This is a genomic window from Citrobacter sp. CFNIH10 (genome assembly GCF_002934585.1).
Taxonomy (GTDB): domain Bacteria; phylum Pseudomonadota; class Gammaproteobacteria; order Enterobacterales; family Enterobacteriaceae; genus Citrobacter_A; species Citrobacter_A amalonaticus.
Genome location: NZ_CP026216.1, coordinates 4,216,679 through 4,239,487, shown reverse-complemented (window position 1 = coordinate 4,239,487; position 22,809 = coordinate 4,216,679). Strand labels below are relative to the sequence as shown.

Below are 22,809 nucleotides of genomic sequence, written 5' to 3'. Positions count from 1 at the left end.
CTCGCGGCGGCAACGGAGTGAGTTCCCATGATCATAGCTAACACTATGAATGGGATGAGCGAAGGCAGCCAACAACGAGATAGCGTGAAGGATAAAGTGTATAAGCGTCCCGTTTCGGTTCTGGTCGTTATCTACGCGCAGGACTCGAAACGGGTGTTGATGTTACAGCGACGCGACGATCCTGAATTCTGGCAGTCGGTTACCGGCAGTGTGGAAGAGGGAGAGACCGCGTCGCAGGCCGCCATGCGCGAAGTAAAGGAAGAGGTCGCCATTGACGTTGCGGTTGAGCAACTGACCTTAATTGACTGTCAGCGCACGGTGGAGTTTGAGATTTTTTCTCATTTACGTCATCGCTATGCACCGGGTGTGTTGCGCAATACAGAATCCTGGTTCTGCCTTGCGCTGCCGCACGAGCGTCAGATCGTTTTTAGCGAACATCTGGCCTACCAGTGGCTTGATGCGCCAGCTGCGGCGGCGCTCACTAAGTCATGGAGCAACCGGCAGGCGATTGAAGAATTTGTGATTAACATCGCCTGAGAGGGCGTGCTTTTTTGAGGAAATATTTATGGCAGGTCATAGTAAATGGGCCAACACCAGACACCGTAAAGCGGCGCAGGATGCGAAGCGCGGCAAAATCTTCACCAAGATTATTCGTGAGCTGGTGACAGCAGCCAAACTGGGCGGCGGCGATCCGGATGCGAACCCGCGTCTGCGTGCGGCTATCGACAAAGCGCTGGCTAACAATATGACCCGTGACACGCTGAACCGTGCAATCGCCCGCGGCGTGGGTGGTGATGATGATGCGAACATGGAAACCATCATCTATGAAGGTTATGGTCCTGGCGGCACTGCCGTGATGATTGAATGTCTGTCTGACAACCGTAACCGTACCGTTGCCGAAGTGCGTCATGCCTTCAGCAAAACCGGGGGTAACCTGGGCACGGATGGTTCTGTTTCCTACCTGTTCAGCAAAAAAGGCGTCATCTCTTTCGAGAAAGGGGATGAAGACGCCATTATGGAAGCGGCACTGGAAGCGGGTGCGGAAGACGTGGTGACCTTCGATGATGGCGCGATTGATGTCTACACGGCATGGGAAGAGATGGGTAAAGTGCGTGACGCACTGGAAGCCGCCGGTCTGAAAGCCGACAGTTCTGAAGTCTCTATGATCCCGTCGACCAAAGCGGAAATGGATGCGGAAACCGCACCGAAACTGATGCGTCTGATCGACATGCTGGAAGATTGTGACGACGTGCAGGAAGTTTATCACAACGGTGAAATCTCTGATGAGGTTGCCGCTACATTAGAATGATGGGGCTTAATCCCGTTAGAACCGGAGGCGCGTGATGTCCATCATTCTCGGTATTGATCCGGGCTCCCGCATCACCGGTTACGGCGTGATACGTCAGGTCGGTAGACAACTGACGTATCTCGGCAGCGGCTGCATTCGTACCAAAGTCGACGATCTTCCGTCACGCCTGAAGCTGATTTATGCCGGCGTGACGGAAATCATCACCCAGTTTCAGCCCGACTACTTTGCCATCGAGCAGGTGTTTATGGCGAAGAACGCCGATTCTGCGCTCAAACTGGGGCAGGCGCGCGGGGTAGCGATTGTGGCGGCGGTCAACCAGGAACTGCCGGTATTTGAATACGCGGCACGTCAGGTCAAGCAGACGGTGGTTGGCATTGGTAGCGCAGAGAAAAGTCAGGTGCAGCACATGGTGCGAACCTTGCTGAAACTGCCCGCGAATCCGCAGGCGGATGCGGCAGATGCGTTGGCCATCGCTATTACGCACTGCCATGTTAGTCAGAATGCGATGCAAATGAGCGAATCACGCCTCAATCTTGCCCGAGGTCGCTTGCGATAATGACAAATGAGGCTGGATATCTATCCAGCCTTTTTTTATGATACAGCTTTACTTTCGGCCCAACGCAGGAGCGTAACGTGATAGGCAGACTCAGAGGCATCATTCTGGAAAAACAACCCCCGCTGGTGTTACTCGAAGTGGGCGGCGTCGGCTATGAAGTGCATATGCCCATGACCTGTTTTTATGAGCTCCCGGAATCCGGAAAAGAAGCCGTTGTCTTTACCCACTTCGTGGTTCGCGAAGACGCGCAGCTGCTGTACGGTTTTAACAATAAGCAAGAGCGCACGTTGTTTAAAGAACTCATTAAAACCAACGGCGTCGGGCCTAAACTGGCGCTGGCGATCCTCTCCGGGATGTCCGCACAGCAGTTCGTCAATGCTGTCGAACGCGAAGAACTGGGCGCGCTGGTCAAGCTGCCTGGTATTGGCAAAAAAACGGCTGAACGACTGATTGTCGAAATGAAGGACCGTTTCAAGGGTCTGCATGGCGATCTCTTTACGCCAGCCGCCGATCTGGTGCTGACCTCGCCAGCGAGCCCGGCGACGGACGATGCCGAACAGGAAGCGGTTGCGGCGCTGGTGGCGCTGGGCTATAAACCACAGGAAGCCAACCGCATGGTGAGCAAAATCGCTCGCCCGGATGCCAGCAGTGAAACACTGATCCGCGAAGCCCTGCGCGCCGCGTTATGAGGTAAAGGATGATAGAAGCAGATCGCCTGATTTCGGCAGGTGCCGCACTCACAGAAGATGTCGCCGATCGCGCCATTCGCCCGAAATTACTCGAAGAGTATATCGGTCAACCTCAGGTGCGTTCGCAGATGGAGATTTTCATCCAGGCGGCAAAACTGCGGGGTGATGCGCTCGACCACCTGCTGATTTTTGGTCCTCCCGGACTGGGGAAAACCACGCTTGCCAATATCGTTGCCAATGAAATGGGCGTCAATCTGCGTACCACTTCCGGTCCGGTGCTGGAAAAAGCGGGCGATCTGGCTGCGATGCTGACCAACCTTGAGCCGCACGACGTACTGTTTATCGATGAGATCCATCGACTGTCGCCGGTGGTGGAAGAGGTGCTCTATCCAGCGATGGAAGATTATCAGCTGGATATTATGATCGGCGAAGGGCCGGCGGCGCGTTCAATTAAAATCGATTTGCCGCCGTTTACCCTGATTGGCGCAACGACTCGCGCGGGTTCACTGACCTCTCCTCTGCGCGATCGCTTTGGCATTGTGCAGCGTCTGGAATTTTATCAGGTGCCGGATCTCCAGCATATCGTTGGGCGCAGCGCGCGCTTTATGGGGCTGGAGATGAGCGAGGAAGGGGCGCTGGAAGTGGCGCGTCGCGCACGCGGTACGCCGCGTATCGCCAACCGGCTACTGCGGCGCGTACGGGATTTTGCCGAAGTGAAGCATGATGGCACCATTTCCGCCGATATAGCTGCTAAGGCGCTGGATATGTTGAACGTGGATGCGGAAGGGTTTGATTACATGGACCGCAAGCTGCTGCTGGCGGTGATCGACAAATTCTTTGGCGGACCGGTCGGGCTGGATAACCTGGCGGCAGCCATCGGTGAAGAGCGTGAAACCATTGAAGATGTGCTGGAGCCGTATCTGATTCAGCAAGGTTTTTTGCAGCGCACGCCGCGCGGAAGAATGGCGACAGTACGCGCCTGGAACCACTTTGGCATTACGCCACCGGAAATGCCTTAATGCCTGATGGTGCTGCGCTTATCCGGCCTACAAAATCACGTAGGCCGGATAAGACACGTTAGCGTTGCCATCCGGCAACATACCCGTCAGCTTGCCTGCTTCTTCATCATGCTGAAGATAAACAGCAGTGCGGCGCACAGCACCACTGATGGGCCCGCAGGGGTATCGTAGAAGGCCGAGAAGGTCAGCCCACCTGTAACCGCTATCATTCCAGTTCCTACTGCAACGCCAGCCATCTGTTCCGGCGTCCGCGCAAAACGACGCGCCGTAGCTGCCGGGATAATCAGCAACGAGGTGATGATCAGCGCCCCGACGAACTTCATCGCCACGCCAATGGTTAATGCTGTCACCAGCATCAGTAAAAGCTTCACGCGCTGCAGTTTCACCCCGTCAACAAATGCCAGATCGGGGCTGATGGTCATTGACAGCAGATTGCGCCATTGCCAGAAGAGGATCGCCAGCACGATCACCACTCCCATGGCGATAGAGATCAAATCGTCCGGCGTAACCGCCAGCAGATCGCCAAACAGGTAAGCCATCAGATCCACGCGAATATTCGACATCAGGCTGACCACGACCAGGCCCAGCGACAGCGCACTGTGCGCCATAATGCCAAGCAGCGTATCGATGGCAAGGTGAGGGCGCTTCTCCAGCCAGACCAGGCCTGTCGCCAGCATTAGCGTCACGGCAATGACCGCATAGAAAGGGTTCACATCCAACAACAGGCCAAAAGCGACGCCGAGCAGCGACGCATGTGCCAGCGTATCACCAAAATAAGACATCCGACGCCAGACGACAAATGAACCCAGTGGACCCGCCGCACAGGCCAGCATGATCCCGGCTAACCAGCCAGGCAGTAATAATTCAATCATGATTGACCATTTCCCCGGCGCAACACAATACGACCCTGCAGGTCGTGGCGGTGATTATGATGATGACGGTAAATTCCCAGTTGCTCCGCGCCGCGAGGGCCGAACATCGAGATAAATTCCGGGTGCATGGAAACGATTTCAGGAGTACCTGAACAGCAAATGTGATGATTCAGACACAACACTTCGTCGGTTTTTGCCATCACCAGATGCAGGTCATGGGACACCATCAGCACGGCGCAATCCAGCTCACGACGTAACTGATCGATAAGGTCGTACAGCGCGACCTGGCCGTTGACATCTACGCCCTGAGTGGGTTCGTCAAGCACCAGAAGCTGTGGCTGATTGAGGAGCGCGCGCGCTAACAGGACGCGCTGCGTCTCGCCGCCGGAGAGCTTTTGCATCGGCGCGTCAATCAGATGCCCGGCCTGTACACGTTTCAGGGCCGGCAGGATGTCATCTTTCTTCGTATCGGGGCGCAGGCGTAAGAAACGACTGACGGTAAGCGGCAGGGTGGTATCGAGATACAATTTCTGCGGAACGTAGCCAATTCGCAGCTTACCATTACGCGTGATCACCCCTTCATCCGGGGCGACCAGTCCGAGAACGACGCGAACCAGCGTTGACTTCCCGGCGCCATTTGGGCCGAGTAGCGTTAAAATTTTTCCGGGTCTCAGTTCAAGCGAAACGTCAGAAAGGACGCGGCGCTGGCCGAAAGAGACCGAGACATTTTCCAGTGAAACCAAAGTCGTCATGTCAATTTTAGTCTTGCAGAAGTTATAGAATGTTATAATATCACATTTCTCACATTCATTACGATGATTGGTCGCATTATGTTACATAAAAATACGCTTCTTTTCGCTGCATTATCCGCCGCTCTTTGGGGCAGTGCAACACAGGCGGCAAATGCCGCCGTTGTCGCTTCTCTCAAGCCATTAGGGTTCATTGCTTCTGCCATTGCTGATGGCGTCACGGAGACCCAAGTCTTACTTCCGGATGGGGCATCCGAACATGATTATTCACTACGTCCATCTGACGTAAAACGCTTACAGGGCGCGGACTTAGTTGTCTGGATTGGGCCGGAAATGGAAGCGTTCATGGAAAAGTCCGTCAGCAACATTCCCGCCGCTAAACAGGTAACGATTGCGCAACTCAAAGACGTGAAACCGTTGCTCATGAAAGGGGCTGACGATGATGATGATGAGCACGACCACGATCATGACCACGGCGAAAAAGGTGACGCACATCACCATCATGGTGATTACAACATGCATCTTTGGCTCTCCCCAGAGATAGCGCGGGCCTCAGCGGTTGCAATCCATGAAAAATTAGTGGAACTTATGCCGCAAAGTCGAGCCAAACTTGACGCCAACCTGAAGGATTTTGAGGCACAATTAGCCGCAACCGATAAGCAGGTCGGTAACGAGCTCGCACCGCTCAAGGGCAAAGGGTATTTCGTTTTTCATGACGCCTATGGCTATTACGAAAAACACTACGGACTCACTCCATTGGGTCACTTCACCGTCAACCCTGAGATACAACCTGGTGCGCAGCGTTTACATGAAATAAGAACACAGTTGGTTGAGCAAAAAGCAACCTGCGTTTTTGCTGAGCCACAGTTCAGGCCAGCGGTCGTTGAAGCCGTTGCGAGAGGGACATCCGTTCGAATGGGAACGTTGGATCCCCTCGGGACAAACATCAAACTGGGTAAAACGAGCTATTCAGCGTTCTTGAACCAACTAGCGAACCAGTATGCGAGCTGCCTGAAAGGAGATTAATGAGGAAGTGAATACGTGCAACAGATAGCCCGCTCTGTCGCCCTGGCATTTAATAATCTGCCCAGACCCCATCGCGTTATGCTGGGGTCGCTTACTGTTCTAACACTGGCCGTTGCTGTCTGGCGGCCTTACGTTTATCACCCGGAATCTGCCCCCATTGTTAAAACGATCGAACTGGAGAAGAGCGAAATTCGTTCACTGCTCCCGGAGGCCAGCGAGCCTATCGATCAGGCGGCACAGGAAGATGAAGCCATTCCTCAGGATGAGCTGGACGACAAAACCTCGGGAGAAGCGGGCGTTCATGAATATGTCGTTTCGACGGGCGATACCCTCAGCAGCATTCTGAATCAGTACGGCATTGATATGGGTGATATCACCCAGCTTGCCGCGTCCGATAAAGAGCTGCGTAATCTGAAGATTGGTCAACAGCTCTCCTGGACGCTGACCGCGGACGGCGATTTACAGCGTCTGACGTGGGAAATGTCGCGTCGCGAAACCCGTACCTATGACCGTACTGCGGCGAACGGCTTTAAAATGAGCGCGGAAACGCAGCAGGGCGATTGGGTAAACAGCCTGATGAAAGGCACCGTTGGCAACAGTTTTGTCGCCAGTGCGAAAGCTGCCGGGCTGACCAGCGCTGAAATTAGCGCGGTGATCAAAGCGATGCAGTGGCAGATGGACTTCCGCAAACTGAAAAAAGGCGATGAGTTCTCTGTGCTGATGTCTCGTGAAATGCTGGACGGCAAGCGTGAGCAGAGCCAGTTGTTGGGCGTGCGTTTGCGTTCAGAAGGTAAAGATTATTACGCTATCCGTGCCGAAGACGGAAAGTTCTACGACCGCAATGGTACCGGGCTGGCGAAAGGCTTCCTGCGTTTCCCGACGGCGAAACAGTTCCGCATTTCGTCTAACTTCAACCCGCGTCGAACCAACCCGGTTACCGGACGTGTCGCGCCACACAGAGGCGTGGACTTCGCGATGCCGCAGGGGACGCCGGTGCTGTCCGTGGGTGACGGTGAAGTCGTCGTGGCGAAACGCAGCGGTGCGGCTGGCTATTATGTGGCGGTGCGTCACGGTCGTACCTATACCACGCGCTATATGCACCTGCGGAAACTGCTGGTGAAACCGGGACAAAAGGTTAAACGTGGCGATCGTATCGCACTCTCCGGTAACACCGGACGTTCTACTGGCCCGCATCTTCACTATGAAGTCTGGATTAACCAGCAGGCGGTTAACCCGCTGACGGCGAAACTGCCGCGTACCGAAGGACTGACCGGTAAAGATCGTACCGATTACCTGGCGCAGGTCAAAGAGGTTCTGCCGCAGTTACGCTTCGATTAATCACTCATGACCTCAAAGCCGGTACGCAGCGCGTGTGCCGGCTTTTTTATTTTGTGCGCGGCAGGGTGCGCCGCTACACTATCATCAGATTTACTTTTCGCGTCATCAGGCACTGGATAAGCATGGAAACAAAAAAAAATAATAGTGAGTACATCCCTGAGTTTGAGAAATCTTTTCGCCATCCGCGTTACTGGGGCGCATGGCTGGGCGTCGCGGCGATGGCGGGTATCGCCTTAACCCCTGCATCCTTTCGCGACCCGCTGCTGGCAAAACTGGGCCGTTTCGCCGGGCGTCTGGGTAAAAGCTCGCGTCGCCGGGCGTTGATTAACCTGTCATTGTGCTTTCCGGAACGTAGCGAAGCTGAGCGCGAGGCTATCGTCGATGAGATGTTTTCAACTGCGCCGCAGGCCATGGCGATGATGGCGGAACTGGCGATTCGCGGTCCGGAAAAAATTCAGTCACGCGTTGACTGGGAAGGGCTTGAAATCATCGAGGAGATGCACCGCAACAACGAAAAGGTGATCTTCCTGGTGCCGCATGGCTGGGGTGTGGATATTCCGGCAATGTTAATGGCGTCTCAGGGCCAGAAGATGGCGGCAATGTTCCATAATCAGGGAAACCCGGTGTTTGATTACGTCTGGAACACGGTGCGTCGCCGCTTTGGTGGTCGCCTGCATGCGCGTAATGACGGCATCAAGCCGTTCATTCAGTCTGTTCGTCAGGGGTACTGGGGATATTATCTGCCCGATCAGGATCATGGTCCTGAACACAGTGAGTTTGTCGATTTCTTTGCCACCTATAAAGCGACGTTGCCGGCCATTGGTCGACTGATGAAAGTGTGTCGGGCGCGCGTCATTCCGCTGTTCCCGGTATACAACGGCGATACCCACCGGTTGACGATTCAGGTGCGCCCGCCCATGGACGATCTTCTGACCGCAGATGACAACACTATTGCCCGTCGAATGAATGAAGAGGTGGAAATTTTTGTTGGCCCGCATCCCGAGCAATATACCTGGATCCTGAAACTGCTGAAGACCCGCAAACCGGGCGAGATCCAGCCGTATAAGCGCAAAGATCTCTACCCCCTCAAATAAAAAAAGGCCTCTCACATGAGAGGCCTCTTTGTATCAGCCGTCGATTACTCGACGGTCAGAATACGCGTGGTATTGGTTGAGCCAATGGTGCTCATCACGTCGCCTTGCGTCACGATCACCAGATCGCCGGACACCAGGTAGCCTTTGTCACGCAGCAGATTCACCGCTTCGCTTGCTGCGACAACGCCTTCCGCCGCACTGTCGAAATGCACCGGCGTGACGCCACGGTACAGCGACGTCAGGTTCAGCGTACGCTCATGACGTGACATGGCGAAAATCGGCAGGCCGGAGCTGATGCGAGAAGTCATCAGCGCAGTACGACCGGATTCCGTCATGGTAATGATCGCGGTCACCCCTTTCAGGTGGTTTGCCGCGTACATGGCGGACATCGCAATCGCTTCTTCAACATTGTCGAACTGCACGTCCAGACGATGTTTGGAGACATTGATGCTGGGGATTTTTTCTGCACCCAGGCAGACACGCGCCATCGCCGCGACGGTTTCCGCCGGGTACTGGCCTGCCGCCGTTTCGGCTGACAGCATGACCGCATCGGTACCATCCAGCACGGCGTTCGCGACGTCCATCACTTCCGCACGGGTTGGCATTGGGTTGGTGATCATCGACTCCATCATCTGGGTCGCGGTAATCACCGCGCGGTTCAACTTACGTGCGCGACGAATCAACGTCTTCTGGATGCCGACCAGTTCCGGATCGCCAATCTCAACGCCGAGGTCGCCACGAGCGACCATCACCACGTCAGAAGCCAGAATGATGTCATCCATCGCATTCTGGTCGCAGACCGCTTCCGCACGCTCAACTTTGGCCACAATCTTGGCATCACAGCCCGCATCACGCGCCAGGCGGCGAGCGTAGTTCAGATCTTCGCCGCAACGCGGGAAGGAGACAGCCAGATAGTCAACGCCAATCTGAGCGGCGGTCACGATATCGGCTTTGTCTTTTTCGGTCAGGGCTTCTGCGGAGAGACCGCCGCCCAGCTTGTTGATGCCTTTGTTGTTGGAGAGCGGGCCGCCCACGGTCACTTCCGTGAACACTTTCATACCCTGAACTTCCAGCACTTTTAACTGCACGCGGCCATCGTCGAGCAGCAGAATGTCGCCAGGTACCACGTCTGCTGGCAGACCTTTGTAGTCAATGCCGACTTTTTCCTTGTCGCCTTCACCTTTACCCAGGTTGGCATCCAGGAGAAATTTGTCACCGATGTTGAGGAATACTTTGCCTTCTTTAAAGGTAGAGACGCGAATTTTTGGCCCCTGGAGATCACCCAGAATGCCTACGTGGCGTCCCAATCTGGCAGCGATCTCACGAACTTTATCCGCGCGCATTTTATGATCTTCTGGCGAACCGTGAGAGAAATTCATCCGCACGACGTTAGCACCAGCAGCGATAATCTTTTCAAGATTGTTATCGCGGTCGGTAGCCGGGCCTAATGTCGTAACGATTTTGGTTCTGCGAAGCCTTCTGGACATGTAATACTCCGTTGACTGAAACAACTAGGTGTTGCGTGAAAATTGATCCGGCAGTTCTGAAAACCTTACCCCCGTCATACTTCTGGTTGCCTGTGCGTTGGCCTCCTTGCTCACCCCAGTCACTGATTTCAGTAAGCTCCTGAAGATTCGCTGTGTTGCCGCCTTTCCACAACTCGAATTACGTAGGGTCTACATAGCATAGCGAACAAAACCGGATGACGAATTTAAGTCGTACTTATTATTGCTATTAGCGGTCATTACTCTTGATGAGCAGTTCTTTATCAAAACGCGATTCCTTGAGCGCTTCTTTGACACGCTTCAAGTTATCTCTGAATTTTGCCCCACGGCGCAAAGTAAATCCCGTAGCCAGCACATCTATCACGGTCAACTGCGCAAGTCGAGAGACCATGGGCATATAAATGTCAGTATCTTCCGGCACATCGAGCGTAATTGCCAGCGTGGCTTCACGCGCCAGCGGCGTATCAGCGGAGGTTAACGCGATCACCATGGCATCGTTTTCACGTGCAAGCTGCGCCAGTTCGACCAGACTCTTGGTGCGACCGGTATGCGAAATCAGCACGACCACGTCATCGTCACTACAATTCATACAGCTCATCCGTTGCAAAACGACGTCGTCGGAGTAGATAACCGGAACGTTGAAACGGAAAAACTTGTTCATGGCATCATGGGCGACGGCGGCGGACGACCCCAGGCCAAAGAAAGCGATTTTCTTGGCCTGCGTCAGTAAATCCACCGCGCGGTTGATCGCCGATTTGTCCAGCGACTGGCGAACGTGGTCAAGACTGGCCATCGCGGATTCGAAAATCTTGCCCGTATAGGATTCGACACTGTCATCTTCATCCACATTACGATTAACATAAGGGGTACCATTTGCCAGACTTTGTGCCAGATGCAGTTTAAAATCGGGGAAGCCCCGGGTTTCCATGCTGCGACAAAAACGGTTCACCGTCGGTTCACTGACGTTGGCTTCCTGCGCAAGCGTGGCAATACTGCAATGGATGGTCCGCTCGGGTGAGGCGATGATGACATCGGCGACTTTGCGTTCAGATTTGCTCAAATGTTCCAGTTGAGACTGGATCTTTTCCAGCATATTCATGATGTAGACCCACGGAAATAACGATTTCAGTGATACAAGAAATCGAGAGGCAATTTTGGTAGATAGTACCCCTGCTAATCAGAGAAGGGGGCAAAATGGTCAGCAGAGTTGTTGTTTTTTTTCATAACATGATCAACATCGTGTTTTGACTCAACGTTATGCGTCGCAAACCAACGACAATTTTGACCAATTTGCGCCGTTAAGCGCCAACCGCACGGTGGGTTAAGCGTTTACGGTTTCCGGAATCACGTAAAAGCAGTACAGTGCACTGTAATAAAATTACAAGTAATGCCTGGCAAAGTACCAGGATAGCTAACTAAGGAGAATGACATGGCGGTAACGCAAACAGCCCAGGCATGTGACCTGGTCATTTTCGGCGCGAAAGGCGACCTTGCGCGTCGTAAATTGCTGCCTTCCCTGTATCAACTTGAAAAAGCCGGTCAGCTCAACCCTGAAACCCGCATTATCGGGGTAGGCCGTGCCGACTGGGATAAAGATGCCTACACGAAGGTGGTGCGCGAAGCGCTCGAAACCTTCATGAAAGAAAAGATTGATGAAGGATTGTGGGACACCCTGAGCGCTCGCCTGGATTTCTGCAATCTGGATGTGAACGATACCGCGGCGTTTACTCGTCTTGGGGCGATGCTCGATCAGAAAAACCGCACCACGATCAACTACTTCGCCATGCCGCCAAGCACGTTTGGCGCAATCTGTAAGGGACTGGGCGAAGCGAAACTGAATGCCAAACCGGCACGCGTGGTGATGGAAAAACCGTTGGGTACCTCACTGGCGACATCTCGCGAGATCAACGATCAGGTTGGCGAATATTTTGAAGAGTGCCAGGTTTACCGCATCGACCACTATCTGGGAAAAGAGACCGTTCTGAACCTGCTGGCGCTGCGTTTTGCCAACTCCCTGTTTGTGAATAACTGGGATAACCGCACGATCGATCATGTGGAAATCACCGTGGCAGAAGAGGTGGGCATTGAAGGGCGTTGGGGTTATTTCGACCAGGCCGGGCAGATGCGCGACATGATCCAGAACCACCTGCTGCAAATTCTGTGCATGATTGCGATGTCGCCGCCGTCGGATCTGAGCGCTGACGCCATTCGTGATGAAAAAGTGAAGGTGCTGAAGTCGCTGCGTCGTATCGATCGCTCAAATGTGCGTGAAAAAACCGTTCGCGGCCAGTACACCACCGGCTTTGCTCAGGGCAAAAAAGTCCCGGGCTATCTGGAAGAAGAGGGTGCGAACAAGAGCAGTAACACCGAAACGTTTGTGGCGATCCGCGTCGACATTGATAACTGGCGCTGGGCGGGCGTGCCGTTCTACCTGCGTACCGGTAAACGTCTGCCGACGAAATGTTCTGAAGTTGTGGTTTACTTCAAAACGCCTGAATTGAACCTGTTTAAAGAGTCCTGGCAGGATCTGCCGCAGAACAAGCTAACCATTCGTCTGCAGCCGGATGAAGGCGTGGATATCCAGGTTCTGAACAAAGTTCCGGGTCTTGACCACAAGCATAACCTGCAAATCACCAAGCTGGATCTGAGCTACTCCGAAACTTTCAATCAAACGCATCTGGCGGATGCTTACGAGCGTCTGCTGCTGGAAACTATGCGCGGCATTCAGGCGCTGTTTGTGCGTCGTGATGAAGTCGAAGAGGCGTGGAAGTGGGTAGACTCCATTACCGAAGCGTGGGCGATGGACAACGATGCGCCGAAACCGTACCAGGCCGGGACCTGGGGGCCGGTTGCTTCGGTGGCGATGATCACCCGTGACGGTCGTTCCTGGAATGAATTCGAGTAAAAGTGTCTACCACTCCTGTGTTATTTTACCGGTAACATGATCTAACACAGATTGTTGAACAATTTTTGCACTTTTAAGCCTCGTGTGGATTCACCCGCGAGGCTTTTTTTATTACACTGCCTGAAACGATTTTGCCCCTGAGCTCCGGTGAACAAGCGTTTCCTGTATTTATACACGCAGTAAATGAACTTGCCAAACCTGTAGCTCTGACAGATAAATTTCAGGAGCCTCTATGAATCCGAATTTGTTACGCGTAACACAACGTATTGTTGAACGTTCCCGTGAGACCCGTTCTGCCTACCTCGCTCGTATAGAACAGGCTAAATCCTCGACCGTTCACCGCTCAAAACTGGCATGCGGGAATCTGGCGCACGGATTCGCGGCTTGTCAGCCAGACGATAAAGCCTCTCTGAAAAGCATGTTGCGTAACAATATCGCGATCATCACTTCCTACAACGACATGCTCTCCGCACATCAACCCTACGAACATTATCCGGACATCATTCGCAAAGCGCTGCATCAAGCCAATGCGGTCGGGCAGGTCGCGGGCGGCGTTCCGGCAATGTGTGACGGCGTCACGCAGGGGCAGGACGGTATGGAGCTTTCGCTGCTGAGCCGCGAAGTGATTGCGATGTCCGCCGCGGTGGGACTCTCTCACAACATGTTCGACGGCGCGCTGTTCCTCGGCGTCTGTGACAAAATCGTCCCGGGTCTGGCGATGGCGGCGCTGTCATTCGGTCATCTGCCTTCCATCTTCGTGCCGTCAGGTCCAATGGCGAGCGGCCTGGCGAATAAAGAGAAAGTCCGCATTCGTCAGCTTTATGCTGAAGGTAAAGTTGATCGTATGGCGCTTCTGGAGTCTGAAGCCGCCTCCTATCATGCGCCGGGCACCTGCACGTTCTACGGTACCGCGAACACCAACCAGATGGTGGTGGAGTTCATGGGGATGCAACTGCCGGGGTCCTCGTTTGTTCACCCGGATGCTCCGCTGCGTGAAGCGCTGACGGCAGCAGCAGCGCGCCAGGTGACGCGTCTGACCGGTAACGGTAACGAATGGATGCCGATCGGCAAAATGATTGATGAAAAAGTGGTGGTGAACGGGATTGTCGCGCTGTTGGCGACCGGCGGTTCAACGAACCATACCATGCACCTGGTGGCGATGGCCCGCGCTGCGGGTATCCAGATTAACTGGGATGACTTCTCTGACCTCTCCGACATCGTGCCGCTGATGGCGCGTCTCTATCCTAACGGCCCGGCGGATATTAACCACTTCCAGGCCGCGGGCGGTGTGCCGGTCCTGATGCGTGAACTGCTGAACGCGGGTCTGCTGCATGAAGATGTCAACACCGTAGCTGGTTACGGCCTGAAGCGCTACACCCTGGAACCGTGGCTGAACAATGGCGAACTCGACTGGCGTGAAGGCGCGGCCAAATCGCTGGACAGCAATGTCATTGCTTCCTTTGACCAGCCGTTCTCTCATCATGGTGGCACTAAAGTGCTGAGTGGTAACCTCGGTCGTGCGGTTATGAAAACGTCCGCCGTACCGGCCGAGAATCAGGTGATTGAAGCGCCGGCCGTTGTTTTTGAAAGTCAGCATGATGTCCTGCCGGCCTTTGAAGCGGGTCTGCTGGACCGTGACTGCGTGGTGGTTGTGCGTCATCAGGGACCAAAAGCGAACGGAATGCCAGAATTACATAAACTCATGCCGCCACTTGGTGTATTATTGGACCGTCGTTTCAAAATTGCGTTGGTTACTGATGGTCGACTTTCCGGTGCGTCCGGTAAAGTGCCTTCAGCCATCCATGTAACCCCGGAGGCCTATGATGGCGGACTGCTGGCAAAAGTACGCGATGGCGACATTATTCGGGTGAACGGACAGACAGGTGAATTGACGCTGTTGGTTGATGAGGCGGAGCTTGCCGCTCGCCAGCCGCATATCCCGGATCTGAGCGCATCGCGCATCGGTACGGGGCGTGAAATGTTCGGCGCGCTGCGTGAACAGTTGTCCGGCGCAGAACAGGGCGCAACCTGTATTCATTTTTAAGGCATATTTTGTAATCAGGCGAGAGAAAAACTCTGATGAAAAACTGGAAAACAAGTGCAGAAGCAATCCTGACCACCGGCCCGGTTGTCCCGGTGATCGTAGTGAATAAACTGGAACACGCTGTGCCGATGGCAAAAGCGCTGGTTGCGGGTGGGGTGCGCGTACTGGAAGTGACGTTACGTACCGCCTGCGCGATGGATGCTATCCGCGCTATCGCCAAAGAGGTTCCGGAAGCCATTGTGGGTGCGGGTACGGTGCTGAATCCGCAGCAACTGGCTGAGGTTACTGCAGCCGGTGCGCAGTTCGCTATCAGCCCAGGTCTGACCGAGCCGCTGCTGAAAGCGGCAACCGAAGGCACGATCCCGTTGATTCCTGGCATCAGCACCGTTTCTGAACTGATGCTGGGTATGGACTACGGCCTGAAAGAGTTCAAATTCTTCCCGGCAGAAGCCAATGGCGGCACTAAAGCGCTGCAGGCCATTGCCGGTCCGTTCTCTCAGGTGCGTTTCTGCCCGACTGGCGGCATCTCTCCCGCTAATTACCGCGATTACCTGGCACTGAAAAGCGTGCTGTGCATCGGCGGCTCCTGGCTGGTGCCGAATGACGCGCTGGAAGCTGGTGACTACGATCGTATCACCAGACTGGCTCGCGAAGCGGTTGAAGGCGCGAAGCAGTAAGCTACCCATGTGTAAGCCGTAGGCCCGATGAGACGCGTTAGCGCCGCCATCGGGTTTTGCCGGATGGTGGCATGACTGCCTTATCCGGCCTACGGCTGCTGTTGTTTACCCAGTCACTTTCACCTGCGCGGCGGCGTTCTTCGCGCGTTCAATAGCGTCATCAACGTTGTCTGCCGTTGCCAGCGCCACACCCAGGCGACGCGATCCTTCAATTTCCGGCTTACCGAAGAAACGGACCTGCACACCGGCACCGACGGCGGCCTGAACATTGCCAAACGTCACGTCCTGACTGGTCAGTTGCGGTAAAATCACTGCAGAAGCTGCCGGACCATACTGACGAATGGCCCCCACGGGCAGTCCGAGGAAAGCGCGTACATGCAGGGCAAACTCCGACAGATCCTGAGAGATCAGCGTCACCATGCCGGTATCATGCGGGCGAGGGGAGACCTCGCTGAAGATGACCTCATCCCCGCAAACAAACAGCTCCACGCCAAACAGACCGTGACCACCCAGGGCTAATACCACTTTACGGGCAATGTCCTGAGCGCGTTCCAGCGCCAGTGCGCTCATCTGTTGCGGCTGCCAGGATTCACGATAATCGCCATCTTCCTGGCGATGACCCACCGGTGCACAGAAATGGACGCCATCGACCGCGCTGACGGTGAGCAGGGTGATTTCAAAATCAAACTTCACAACCCCTTCGACGATGACCCGACCGGCACCCGCGCGACCGCCCTGTTGGGCATAGTCCCAGGCTTGTGCCAGCTGCGCTTCGCAACGAATAAAACTCTGCCCCTTGCCGGATGAACTCATCACCGGTTTGACAATGCAGGGATAACCAATTTCAGCCACGGCGTCGCGGAAGGTGGCTTCACTGTCGGCAAAACGGAAGGTTGATGTGGGCAGTGCCAGTTCTTCTGCCGCCAGGCGGCGAATACCTTCACGATTCATCGTGAGTTTTGTCGCGCGCGCGCAGGGCACGACGTTCAACCCTTCCTGTTCCAGCGCCACCAGCATATCCGTGGCAATGGCTTCAATCTCTGGCACGATATAGTGCGGTTTTTCCAGCTCCACTACGCGACGAAGCGCGTCGCCATCCAGCATATTAATGACGTGAGAACGATGTGCGACATGCATGGCCGGTGCGTCGGCATACCGGTCCACCGCGATCACTTCCACGCCGAGACGCTGGCACTCGATGGCCACTTCTTTACCCAGTTCACCAGAACCCAATAACATCACCCGAGTTGCTGCCGGACGCAGCGCTGTGCCTAATATCGTCATGAAAATATCCCCCAACAAATTTGGCCGCAGTATATACGAAAACGTTTGCGTCTGTCTTTATTGCCAGGTTGATTTCAGCGGTGAAATAGAATATACTGTACATAAATGGGTCTTCCCTTGTTGTGGTGGCTGAAGGCATGATAATGGTGTATTTAATCGCCAGAGGTCACCGCCATGGACGAAAAGTCCCTCTACGCTCATATTCTCAACCTGTCCGATCCGTGGCAGGTAAAGTCCCTTTCTCTCGATGAAAATGCCGGTTCTGTTACTGTCACTATTGAGATCGCTGAAAACACCCGGCTAGCCTGTCCGACCTGCGGTAAATCCTGTTCTGTTCACGATCACCGTCATCGTAAATGGCGCCATCTTGATACCTGCCAGTTCACCACTATTGTTGAAGCCGATGTTCCACGAATTATGTGTCCGGAGCATGGCTGCCTGACGTTGCCTGTTCCGTGGGCTGGCCCCGGAAGCCGGTATACGTTGCTATTCGAATCGTTCGTTCTCTCATGGCTGAAAATCAGCACCGTTGATGCTGTCAGGAAGCAACTTAAGCTCAGTTGGAATGCGGTTGACGGCATTATGACCCGGGCAGTTAAGCGAGGTCTTGCCCGGATAAAAAAGCCATTATCCGCCCGTCATATGAATGTGGATGAGGTCGCCTTTAAAAAAGGACATCGTTACATAACGGTGATCTCCGATCGCGATGGTCGGGCGCTGGCCTTAACGGATGATCGCGGCACAGAGAGTCTTGCCGGCTATCTTCGCACGCTCACTGATGGGCAGTTGCTGGCTATCAAAACGCTCTCAATGGACATGAACGCGGGCTATATAAGAGCAGCGCGTATCCACTTACCCAGTGCGGTTGAGAAAATCGCCTTTGACCGCTTCCATGTGGCGAAGCAACTGGGCGAGGTAGTTGATAAAACCCGTCAGAATGAACATCCGCACCTCCCTGTTGAAAGCCGACACCAGGCAAAAGGAACCCGCTTCCTGTGGCAGTACAGCGATAAGTGGATGACCGAATCCCGGCAGGAAAAGCTGATGTGGCTGCGTGCACAGATGAAGCTGACGAGCCAGTGCTGGGCGCTGAAAGAGCTGGCAAAGGATATCTGGAACAGGCCATGGAGCGAGGAAAGACGGAGTGACTGGCAGAGATGGTTGGCGCTGGCGGCTAACAGTGACGTTCCCATGATGAAAAATGCCGCGAAAACGATAGGAAAAAGGCTGTACGGGATCCTGAATGCGATGCGACACAGTGTCTCAAACGGAAATGCGGAGGCACTTAACAGCAAGATCAGGCTGCTGAGGATAAAAGCCAGGGGATACCGAAACCGGGAGCGCTTTAAACTGGGGGTGATGTTCCACTACGGAAAGCTGAATATGGCGTTCTGAGCCTTCCCACCATGATCGGGGAAGACCCACATAAATACAGTAATATTGAGAGGCTGCAACATGGCGGTTGAAGTTAAATACGTAGTCATTCGGGAAGGTGAGGAAAAAATGTCATTTACCAGCAAAAAGGAAGCCGATGCGTATGACAAGATGCTGGATACGGCGGATCTACTCGACACCTGGCTTGAACAGTCCCCGCTAACGCTGGAAGACGAACAGCGTGAAGCGCTGTCGCTGTGGCTGGCCGAACAAAAAGAGGTGCTGAGCACCATCCTCAAAACCGGCAAGTTGCCTTCTCCGCAGGTGGTTGATAATGACGCCGCTGCCGGGGACGATACGCAGGCGGCCTGAATCTGACTTGCGCTCCTGACGTTTTGTACCATGCTTTTCCCTGTATCACTGTGCTATGGAGAAAGGGAAAAGTATGAAAAGAACGGGCGTGTTAGCCTGCTTGCTGTTGTTATGCACCAGCGTATCGGTGTCTGCGGCAGGCACGGACAGTAAGACGGTTAAGTTCCTTAACTGTGAAGGTCTGGATACCGAGGGTATTGCGGCGAGCGTTAAGCGCGATTATCAGCAGAATCGCATTGCGCGTTGGGCCGACGATCAAAAACATGTGGGTCAGGCCGACCCGGTGGCATGGGTTAATCCAAAAGAGATCACCGGTGGCGAGGGTAAGTGGGTAGTACCGCTGACCGTGCGTGGGAAAAGTGCGGATATTCATTATCTGGTGAAGGTCGACTGCAAGGCCGGCACGGCGGAATATCGTTCGCAATAGCACGAACATTTGCGCATCTTTAGCGCTGACAGACATTTCCTGACATCCCCTCGGGTACGCTTTGACAATTCATTGTCAGTACTTGAGGGGCAAAATGGCTAACTGGCTTAATCAATTACACTCTCTTCTCGGGCAAAACGGATCGTCCTCCTCTTCTTCAGGTGAACAGGGATTAAGTAAGCTGCTGGTACCCGGCGCGTTGGGTGGTCTGGCGGGGTTACTGGTCGCTAACAAATCCTCACGCAAACTGCTCAGCAAATATGGCACCAGCGCGCTGTTGGTCGGCGGCGGTGCGGTAGCGGGGACGGTCTTGTGGAACAAGTACAAGGATAAAATCCGTGCGGCGCATCAGGGTGAACCACAGTTCGGCGCGCAAAGTACGCCGCTGGATGTGCGCACCGAACGGCTGATCCTGGCGCTGGTCTTCGCCGCGAAAAGTGATGGCCATATCGATGCCAACGAGCGGGCGGCAATCGAACAGCAACTGCGTGAAGCAGGCGTAGAAGAGCAGGGGCGCGTTTTCATTGAACAGGCGATTGAGCAGCCGCTCGATCCTCAGCGCCTTGCGCAGGGGATCCGCAACGAAGAAGAGGCGCTGGAGATCTATTTCCTCAGCTGTGCGGCGATTGATATCGACCACTTTATGGAGCGCAGCTACCTGAACGCGCTGGGTGATGCGCTGAAGATCCCACAGGATGTCCGTGATGGTATTGAGCAGGATTTGAAACAGCAAAAACAGGCATTACCTGGCTAACGAAATACCGCGCGCAGCATGTTTCGCTTGCATCATTCGTGACTTTTGCCACCCTTAGAGGATGTATAAAGACGAAAGAAACAGACACATGCTGCCAAAAGCAAATCGTATCCCTTACGCCATGACGGTCCATGGCGACACGCGCATTGATAACTACTACTGGCTGCGGGACGACACGCGCTCGCAGCCCGAGGTGCTTGACTACCTGCAACAGGAAAACCGCTACGGACATCAGGTTATGTCTACGCAGCAAGCCTTACAGGATTGTGTGCTAAAAGAAATTATCGATCGCATTCCTCCCCGCGACACCTCTGCGCCATACGTGAAGAACGGTTATCGCTATCGCCATCTCTATGAACCCGGGTGTGAGTACGCCATTTATCAACGCCAGTCTGCACTGAGTGAGGAATGGGATGACTGGGAAACGCTGCTTGATGGCAACAAACGGGCGGCACACAGTGAGTTCTACACTCTGGGACGACTGGCGATAACGCCGGATAACACCATTATGGCGCTGGCGGAAGATTATCTTTCGCGCCGCCAGTACGGGATCCGTTTTCGCAATCTGGAAAACGGTAACTGGTATCCGGAGATGCTGGATAATGTGGCTCCCGAATTTGTCTGGGCAAATGATTCCCTGACCTTTTACTACGTCCGTAAACATGCCACGACGCTCTTACCTTACCAGGTCTGGCGTCATACCGTCGGCACGCCCTCAGCCGATGACGAGCTGATTTACGAAGAAAAAGACGACACTTTCTACGTCAGCCTGCACAAAACGACGTCGCAACATTACCTCGTCATTCATCTGGCGAGCGCGACGACCAGCGAGGTTTTACTGCTGGATGCTGAACTGGCTGATGCTGAACCTTTCATATTTCTGCCGCGCCGCAAGGACCACGAATACAGCCTCGATCACTATCAACATAAGTTTTATCTGCGTTCGAACCGCGAGGGTAAAAATTTTGGTCTTTATCGCACCCGTGTGCGCGATGAGAAACAGTGGGAAACGCTGATCCCGGCCCGTGAAGCGATCATGCTGGAAGGGTTTACGCTTTTTACCGACTGGCTGGTAGTGGAAGAGCGCCAGCGTGGCTTAACCAGCCTGCGGCAGATCAATCGTAAAACTCGAGAGGTGGTGGGGATTGCCTTCGACGATCCGGCTTATGTCACCTGGCTTGCGTACAATCCGGAACCGGAAACCTCACGCCTGCGCTATGGCTACTCCTCGATGACCACGCCGGACACGCTGTTTGAACTGGACATGGATACGGGTGAACGACGGGTAATTAAACAGACAGAGGTACCGGGATTTGACGCCGCCAACTATCGCAGTGAACACCTGTGGATCACCGCCCGTGATGGTGTCGAGGTTCCGGTATCACTGGTCTATCATCAGAAATACTTCCGTAAGGGGCAAAATCCGTTACTGGTTTACGGCTACGGTTCCTACGGCGCCAGCATGGATGCCGATTTCAGCAGCAGCCGGTTAAGTCTGCTGGATCGTGGATTTGTCTATGCCATCGTTCACGTGCGAGGCGGAAGCGAACTGGGGCAGCAGTGGTATGAAGACGGTAAATTCCTGAAAAAGCGCAATACCTTCAACGACTATCTTGATGCCTGTGATGCGTTGATTGCCCAGGGCTACGGCTCGCCCTCTCTCTGTTATGGCATGGGCGGTAGCGCGGGAGGAATGCTGATGGGCGTGGCGATCAACGAGCGTCCCGAACGCTTTCATGGCGTGGTTGCCCAGGTGCCGTTTGTGGATGTGGTGACGACGATGCTGGATGAGTCGATACCCCTGACGACCGGTGAGTTTGAGGAGTGGGGGAATCCGAAAGATCCGCAGTATTACGCTTACATGAAAAGCTACAGTCCGTACGATAACGTCAGGGCGCAGGCTTACCCGCATCTGTTGGTCACCACCGGACTGCATGATTCGCAGGTCCAGTACTGGGAACCGGCAAAATGGGTGGCGAAACTGCGCGAGCTGAAAACTGATGACCATCTGCTGTTACTGTGCACCGATATGGATTCCGGACACGGCGGTAAGTCAGGTCGTTATAAATCCTGGGAAGGCGTGGCGCTGGAATTTGCATTCCTGATTGGTCTGGCACAGGGAACATTGCCCGGTAACGACGCTGTTCAGGCGTTATCCAGATAGTGTTTGAGGGTTAAACGCAGCTCCGGGCTCATGCTGTCGAGGTTGTTAAACAACCAGCGCAAATAGCCCGGATCGCGCTCTGCGACATCGGAAACGGCTTTGCCGCGATACTTACCAAAGGTGAAGGTGGTCAGTAACCCCGGCCGCCCGGTAATGTCGACCATCTGTTCCGCCGTCCAGCCGGAAGTATTCATAATATCGATGAGCAGCGCGGCGGTAATATAGCAGTCATAGAGTGCGCGGTGGTGATGCAGGCCCGCAGGCGTTTGTACGTTCAGTTTACGTGACTTATAGAGCGCCATATTACTGTACTTAATCCCTGGCCAGAGGCGGCGGGAAAGTTTCATGGTGCAGATCCACTCGCCAGGCATGTCTGGCAGCACACGACGGTCAAAGCTGGCGTTGTGCGCCACATACCATTCGCTGCCGTAATAGTGGGGGATAACCTCTTCAATCCACGGCTTATCTGCCACCATCGCTTCGGTAATGCGATGAATGGCCATCGCCTGCGGCGAGATTGGCCGGTCAGGGCGCACCAGGTGGCTCATAGGATTCACAATCTTACCGTCAACCACGTCAACAGAGGCGATCTCTACAATCCCGCCCTGCAGGCCACAGGTCTCAGTATCGATGATGCGCAGCATGTAAAAC

Annotated in this window: 22 protein-coding genes; 16 read left to right on the top strand and 6 right to left on the bottom strand. The window is 54.3% G+C overall.

From position 1 onward, the window contains the following. The first annotated feature begins 84 nt into the window (after positions 1–84). From nudB to ruvB, 5 genes are all read left to right on the top strand, one after another. A complete protein-coding gene (gene nudB / locus C2U53_RS24415; RefSeq protein ID WP_043001901.1) occupies positions 85–537 on the top strand; it encodes a dihydroneopterin triphosphate diphosphatase in 453 nt (150 codons plus the stop codon). Between the two features lie 28 nt (positions 538–565). Continuing rightward, on the top strand, positions 566–1,309 hold the full coding sequence (locus tag C2U53_RS24410) for a YebC/PmpR family DNA-binding transcriptional regulator (protein WP_043000357.1): 744 nt from the start codon (positions 566–568) through the stop codon (positions 1,307–1,309). 34 nt (positions 1,310–1,343) lie between these two features. Next, positions 1,344–1,865 (top strand): crossover junction endodeoxyribonuclease RuvC, encoded by a 522-nt coding sequence (gene ruvC / locus C2U53_RS24405; RefSeq protein WP_000022509.1) that lies wholly within the window; start codon positions 1,344–1,346, stop codon positions 1,863–1,865. Positions 1,866–1,942: 77 nt separating this feature from the next. After that, on the top strand, positions 1,943–2,554 hold the full coding sequence (ruvA, locus tag C2U53_RS24400) for a Holliday junction branch migration protein RuvA (RefSeq protein WP_104446584.1): 612 nt from the start codon (positions 1,943–1,945) through the stop codon (positions 2,552–2,554). A gap of 8 nt (positions 2,555–2,562) precedes the next feature. After that, a complete protein-coding gene (gene ruvB, locus C2U53_RS24395) occupies positions 2,563–3,573 on the top strand; it encodes a Holliday junction branch migration DNA helicase RuvB (protein ID WP_043000359.1) in 1,011 nt (336 codons plus the stop codon). Between the two features lie 86 nt (positions 3,574–3,659). Here ruvB and znuB read toward each other — a convergent pair whose 3' ends face one another. Beyond that, a complete protein-coding gene (gene znuB / locus C2U53_RS24390) occupies positions 3,660–4,445 on the bottom strand; it encodes a zinc ABC transporter permease subunit ZnuB (protein WP_044257629.1) in 786 nt (261 codons plus the stop codon). Next, complete coding sequence (gene znuC, locus C2U53_RS24385; protein ID WP_043000361.1) at positions 4,442–5,197, bottom strand: zinc ABC transporter ATP-binding protein ZnuC; 756 nt, start codon at positions 5,195–5,197, stop codon at positions 4,442–4,444. The genes znuB and znuC overlap by 4 nt, the downstream gene beginning before the upstream one ends. Before the next feature lie 78 nt (positions 5,198–5,275). On the opposite strand from znuC, the gene znuA reads away from it, so the two are divergent. The 3 genes from znuA (at position 5,276) to lpxM (ending at position 8,652) form a co-directional block, all read left to right on the top strand. Then, a complete protein-coding gene (gene znuA / locus C2U53_RS24380) occupies positions 5,276–6,220 on the top strand; it encodes a zinc ABC transporter substrate-binding protein ZnuA (RefSeq protein WP_043000362.1) in 945 nt (314 codons plus the stop codon). 15 nt (positions 6,221–6,235) lie between these two features. Further along, positions 6,236–7,558: a murein DD-endopeptidase MepM gene (mepM, locus tag C2U53_RS24375; RefSeq protein ID WP_043000363.1), complete on the top strand. Its 1,323-nt coding sequence runs from the start codon at positions 6,236–6,238 to the stop codon at positions 7,556–7,558. A 122-nt stretch (positions 7,559–7,680) separates the two neighbouring features. After that, positions 7,681–8,652, top strand: a complete 972-nt coding sequence (lpxM, locus tag C2U53_RS24370) for a lauroyl-Kdo(2)-lipid IV(A) myristoyltransferase (protein WP_043000364.1) — start codon at positions 7,681–7,683, stop codon at positions 8,650–8,652. Between the two features lie 44 nt (positions 8,653–8,696). Here the strand turns inward: lpxM and pyk are convergent, their stop codons facing one another. Then, positions 8,697–10,139, bottom strand: coding sequence for a pyruvate kinase (pyk, locus tag C2U53_RS24365; RefSeq protein ID WP_043000365.1), 1,443 nt, complete (start codon positions 10,137–10,139; stop codon positions 8,697–8,699). A gap of 247 nt (positions 10,140–10,386) precedes the next feature. Beyond that, a complete protein-coding gene (locus tag C2U53_RS24360) occupies positions 10,387–11,256 on the bottom strand; it encodes a MurR/RpiR family transcriptional regulator (protein WP_043000366.1) in 870 nt (289 codons plus the stop codon). Positions 11,257–11,586: 330 nt separating this feature from the next. Between C2U53_RS24360 and zwf the strand changes: the two genes are divergently transcribed. The 3 genes from zwf (at position 11,587) to kdgA (ending at position 15,783) form a co-directional block, all read left to right on the top strand. Continuing rightward, positions 11,587–13,062 carry a glucose-6-phosphate dehydrogenase gene (gene zwf, locus C2U53_RS24355; RefSeq protein ID WP_043000367.1) on the top strand — a complete coding sequence of 492 codons (1,476 nt, stop codon included), beginning with the start codon at positions 11,587–11,589 and terminating at the stop codon, positions 13,060–13,062. Positions 13,063–13,294: 232 nt separating this feature from the next. Further along, the gene (gene edd / locus C2U53_RS24350; protein WP_104446583.1) at positions 13,295–15,106 is read left to right on the top strand and encodes a phosphogluconate dehydratase; all 1,812 of its coding nucleotides are present in this window, start codon (positions 13,295–13,297) and stop codon (positions 15,104–15,106) included. Positions 15,107–15,141: 35 nt separating this feature from the next. Beyond that, the gene (gene kdgA / locus C2U53_RS24345) at positions 15,142–15,783 is read left to right on the top strand and encodes a bifunctional 4-hydroxy-2-oxoglutarate aldolase/2-dehydro-3-deoxy-phosphogluconate aldolase (RefSeq protein WP_043000369.1); all 642 of its coding nucleotides are present in this window, start codon (positions 15,142–15,144) and stop codon (positions 15,781–15,783) included. A gap of 105 nt (positions 15,784–15,888) precedes the next feature. Here the strand turns inward: kdgA and purT are convergent, their stop codons facing one another. Continuing rightward, positions 15,889–17,067, bottom strand: a complete 1,179-nt coding sequence (gene purT, locus C2U53_RS24340; RefSeq protein WP_104446582.1) for a formate-dependent phosphoribosylglycinamide formyltransferase — start codon at positions 17,065–17,067, stop codon at positions 15,889–15,891. A 174-nt stretch (positions 17,068–17,241) separates the two neighbouring features. Here purT and C2U53_RS24335 point away from each other — a divergent pair, with 174 nt between their 5' ends. From C2U53_RS24335 to ptrB, 5 genes are all read left to right on the top strand, one after another. Then, complete coding sequence (locus C2U53_RS24335; RefSeq protein WP_000343760.1) at positions 17,242–18,462, top strand: ISL3-like element ISKox3 family transposase; 1,221 nt, start codon at positions 17,242–17,244, stop codon at positions 18,460–18,462. 60 nt (positions 18,463–18,522) lie between these two features. Continuing rightward, positions 18,523–18,813 carry a DNA damage-inducible protein YebG gene (gene yebG, locus C2U53_RS24330; RefSeq protein WP_043000371.1) on the top strand — a complete coding sequence of 97 codons (291 nt, stop codon included), beginning with the start codon at positions 18,523–18,525 and terminating at the stop codon, positions 18,811–18,813. A gap of 73 nt (positions 18,814–18,886) precedes the next feature. Further along, positions 18,887–19,240: a protein YebF gene (gene yebF, locus C2U53_RS24325; protein WP_043000372.1), complete on the top strand. Its 354-nt coding sequence runs from the start codon at positions 18,887–18,889 to the stop codon at positions 19,238–19,240. Between the two features lie 94 nt (positions 19,241–19,334). Further along, entirely contained in the window at positions 19,335–19,994 is a 660-nt protein-coding gene (locus C2U53_RS24320; RefSeq protein WP_043000373.1) for a tellurite resistance TerB family protein, read from the top strand. A gap of 88 nt (positions 19,995–20,082) precedes the next feature. Continuing rightward, positions 20,083–22,158, top strand: a complete 2,076-nt coding sequence (gene ptrB / locus C2U53_RS24315; protein ID WP_104446581.1) for an oligopeptidase B — start codon at positions 20,083–20,085, stop codon at positions 22,156–22,158. Here the strand turns inward: ptrB and exoX are convergent. Then, complete coding sequence (gene exoX, locus C2U53_RS24310; RefSeq protein WP_043000375.1) at positions 22,140–22,802, bottom strand: exodeoxyribonuclease X; 663 nt, start codon at positions 22,800–22,802, stop codon at positions 22,140–22,142. The genes ptrB and exoX overlap by 19 nt on opposite strands. Positions 22,803–22,809 lie beyond the last annotated feature (7 nt).

Coding starts and splice junctions, on each gene's coding strand:
- yebF (WP_043000372.1), top strand. CDS start 18,887: ATGAAAAGAACGGGCGTGTTAGCCTGCTTGCTGTTGTTATGCACCAGC.
- yebG (WP_043000371.1), top strand. CDS start 18,523: ATGGCGGTTGAAGTTAAATACGTAGTCATTCGGGAAGGTGAGGAAAAA.
- purT (WP_104446582.1), bottom strand. CDS start 17,067: ATGACGATATTAGGCACAGCGCTGCGTCCGGCAGCAACTCGGGTGATG.
- kdgA (WP_043000369.1), top strand. CDS start 15,142: ATGAAAAACTGGAAAACAAGTGCAGAAGCAATCCTGACCACCGGCCCG.
- edd (WP_104446583.1), top strand. CDS start 13,295: ATGAATCCGAATTTGTTACGCGTAACACAACGTATTGTTGAACGTTCC.
- znuB (WP_044257629.1), bottom strand. CDS start 4,445: ATGATTGAATTATTACTGCCTGGCTGGTTAGCCGGGATCATGCTGGCC.
- znuA (WP_043000362.1), top strand. CDS start 5,276: ATGTTACATAAAAATACGCTTCTTTTCGCTGCATTATCCGCCGCTCTT.
- exoX (WP_043000375.1), bottom strand. CDS start 22,802: ATGCTGCGCATCATCGATACTGAGACCTGTGGCCTGCAGGGCGGGATT.
- ptrB (WP_104446581.1), top strand. CDS start 20,083: ATGCTGCCAAAAGCAAATCGTATCCCTTACGCCATGACGGTCCATGGC.
- C2U53_RS24320 (WP_043000373.1), top strand. CDS start 19,335: ATGGCTAACTGGCTTAATCAATTACACTCTCTTCTCGGGCAAAACGGA.
- lpxM (WP_043000364.1), top strand. CDS start 7,681: ATGGAAACAAAAAAAAATAATAGTGAGTACATCCCTGAGTTTGAGAAA.
- zwf (WP_043000367.1), top strand. CDS start 11,587: ATGGCGGTAACGCAAACAGCCCAGGCATGTGACCTGGTCATTTTCGGC.
- C2U53_RS24410 (WP_043000357.1), top strand. CDS start 566: ATGGCAGGTCATAGTAAATGGGCCAACACCAGACACCGTAAAGCGGCG.
- pyk (WP_043000365.1), bottom strand. CDS start 10,139: ATGTCCAGAAGGCTTCGCAGAACCAAAATCGTTACGACATTAGGCCCG.
- ruvB (WP_043000359.1), top strand. CDS start 2,563: ATGATAGAAGCAGATCGCCTGATTTCGGCAGGTGCCGCACTCACAGAA.
- ruvC (WP_000022509.1), top strand. CDS start 1,344: ATGTCCATCATTCTCGGTATTGATCCGGGCTCCCGCATCACCGGTTAC.
- C2U53_RS24335 (WP_000343760.1), top strand. CDS start 17,242: ATGGACGAAAAGTCCCTCTACGCTCATATTCTCAACCTGTCCGATCCG.
- znuC (WP_043000361.1), bottom strand. CDS start 5,197: ATGACGACTTTGGTTTCACTGGAAAATGTCTCGGTCTCTTTCGGCCAG.
- C2U53_RS24360 (WP_043000366.1), bottom strand. CDS start 11,256: ATGAATATGCTGGAAAAGATCCAGTCTCAACTGGAACATTTGAGCAAA.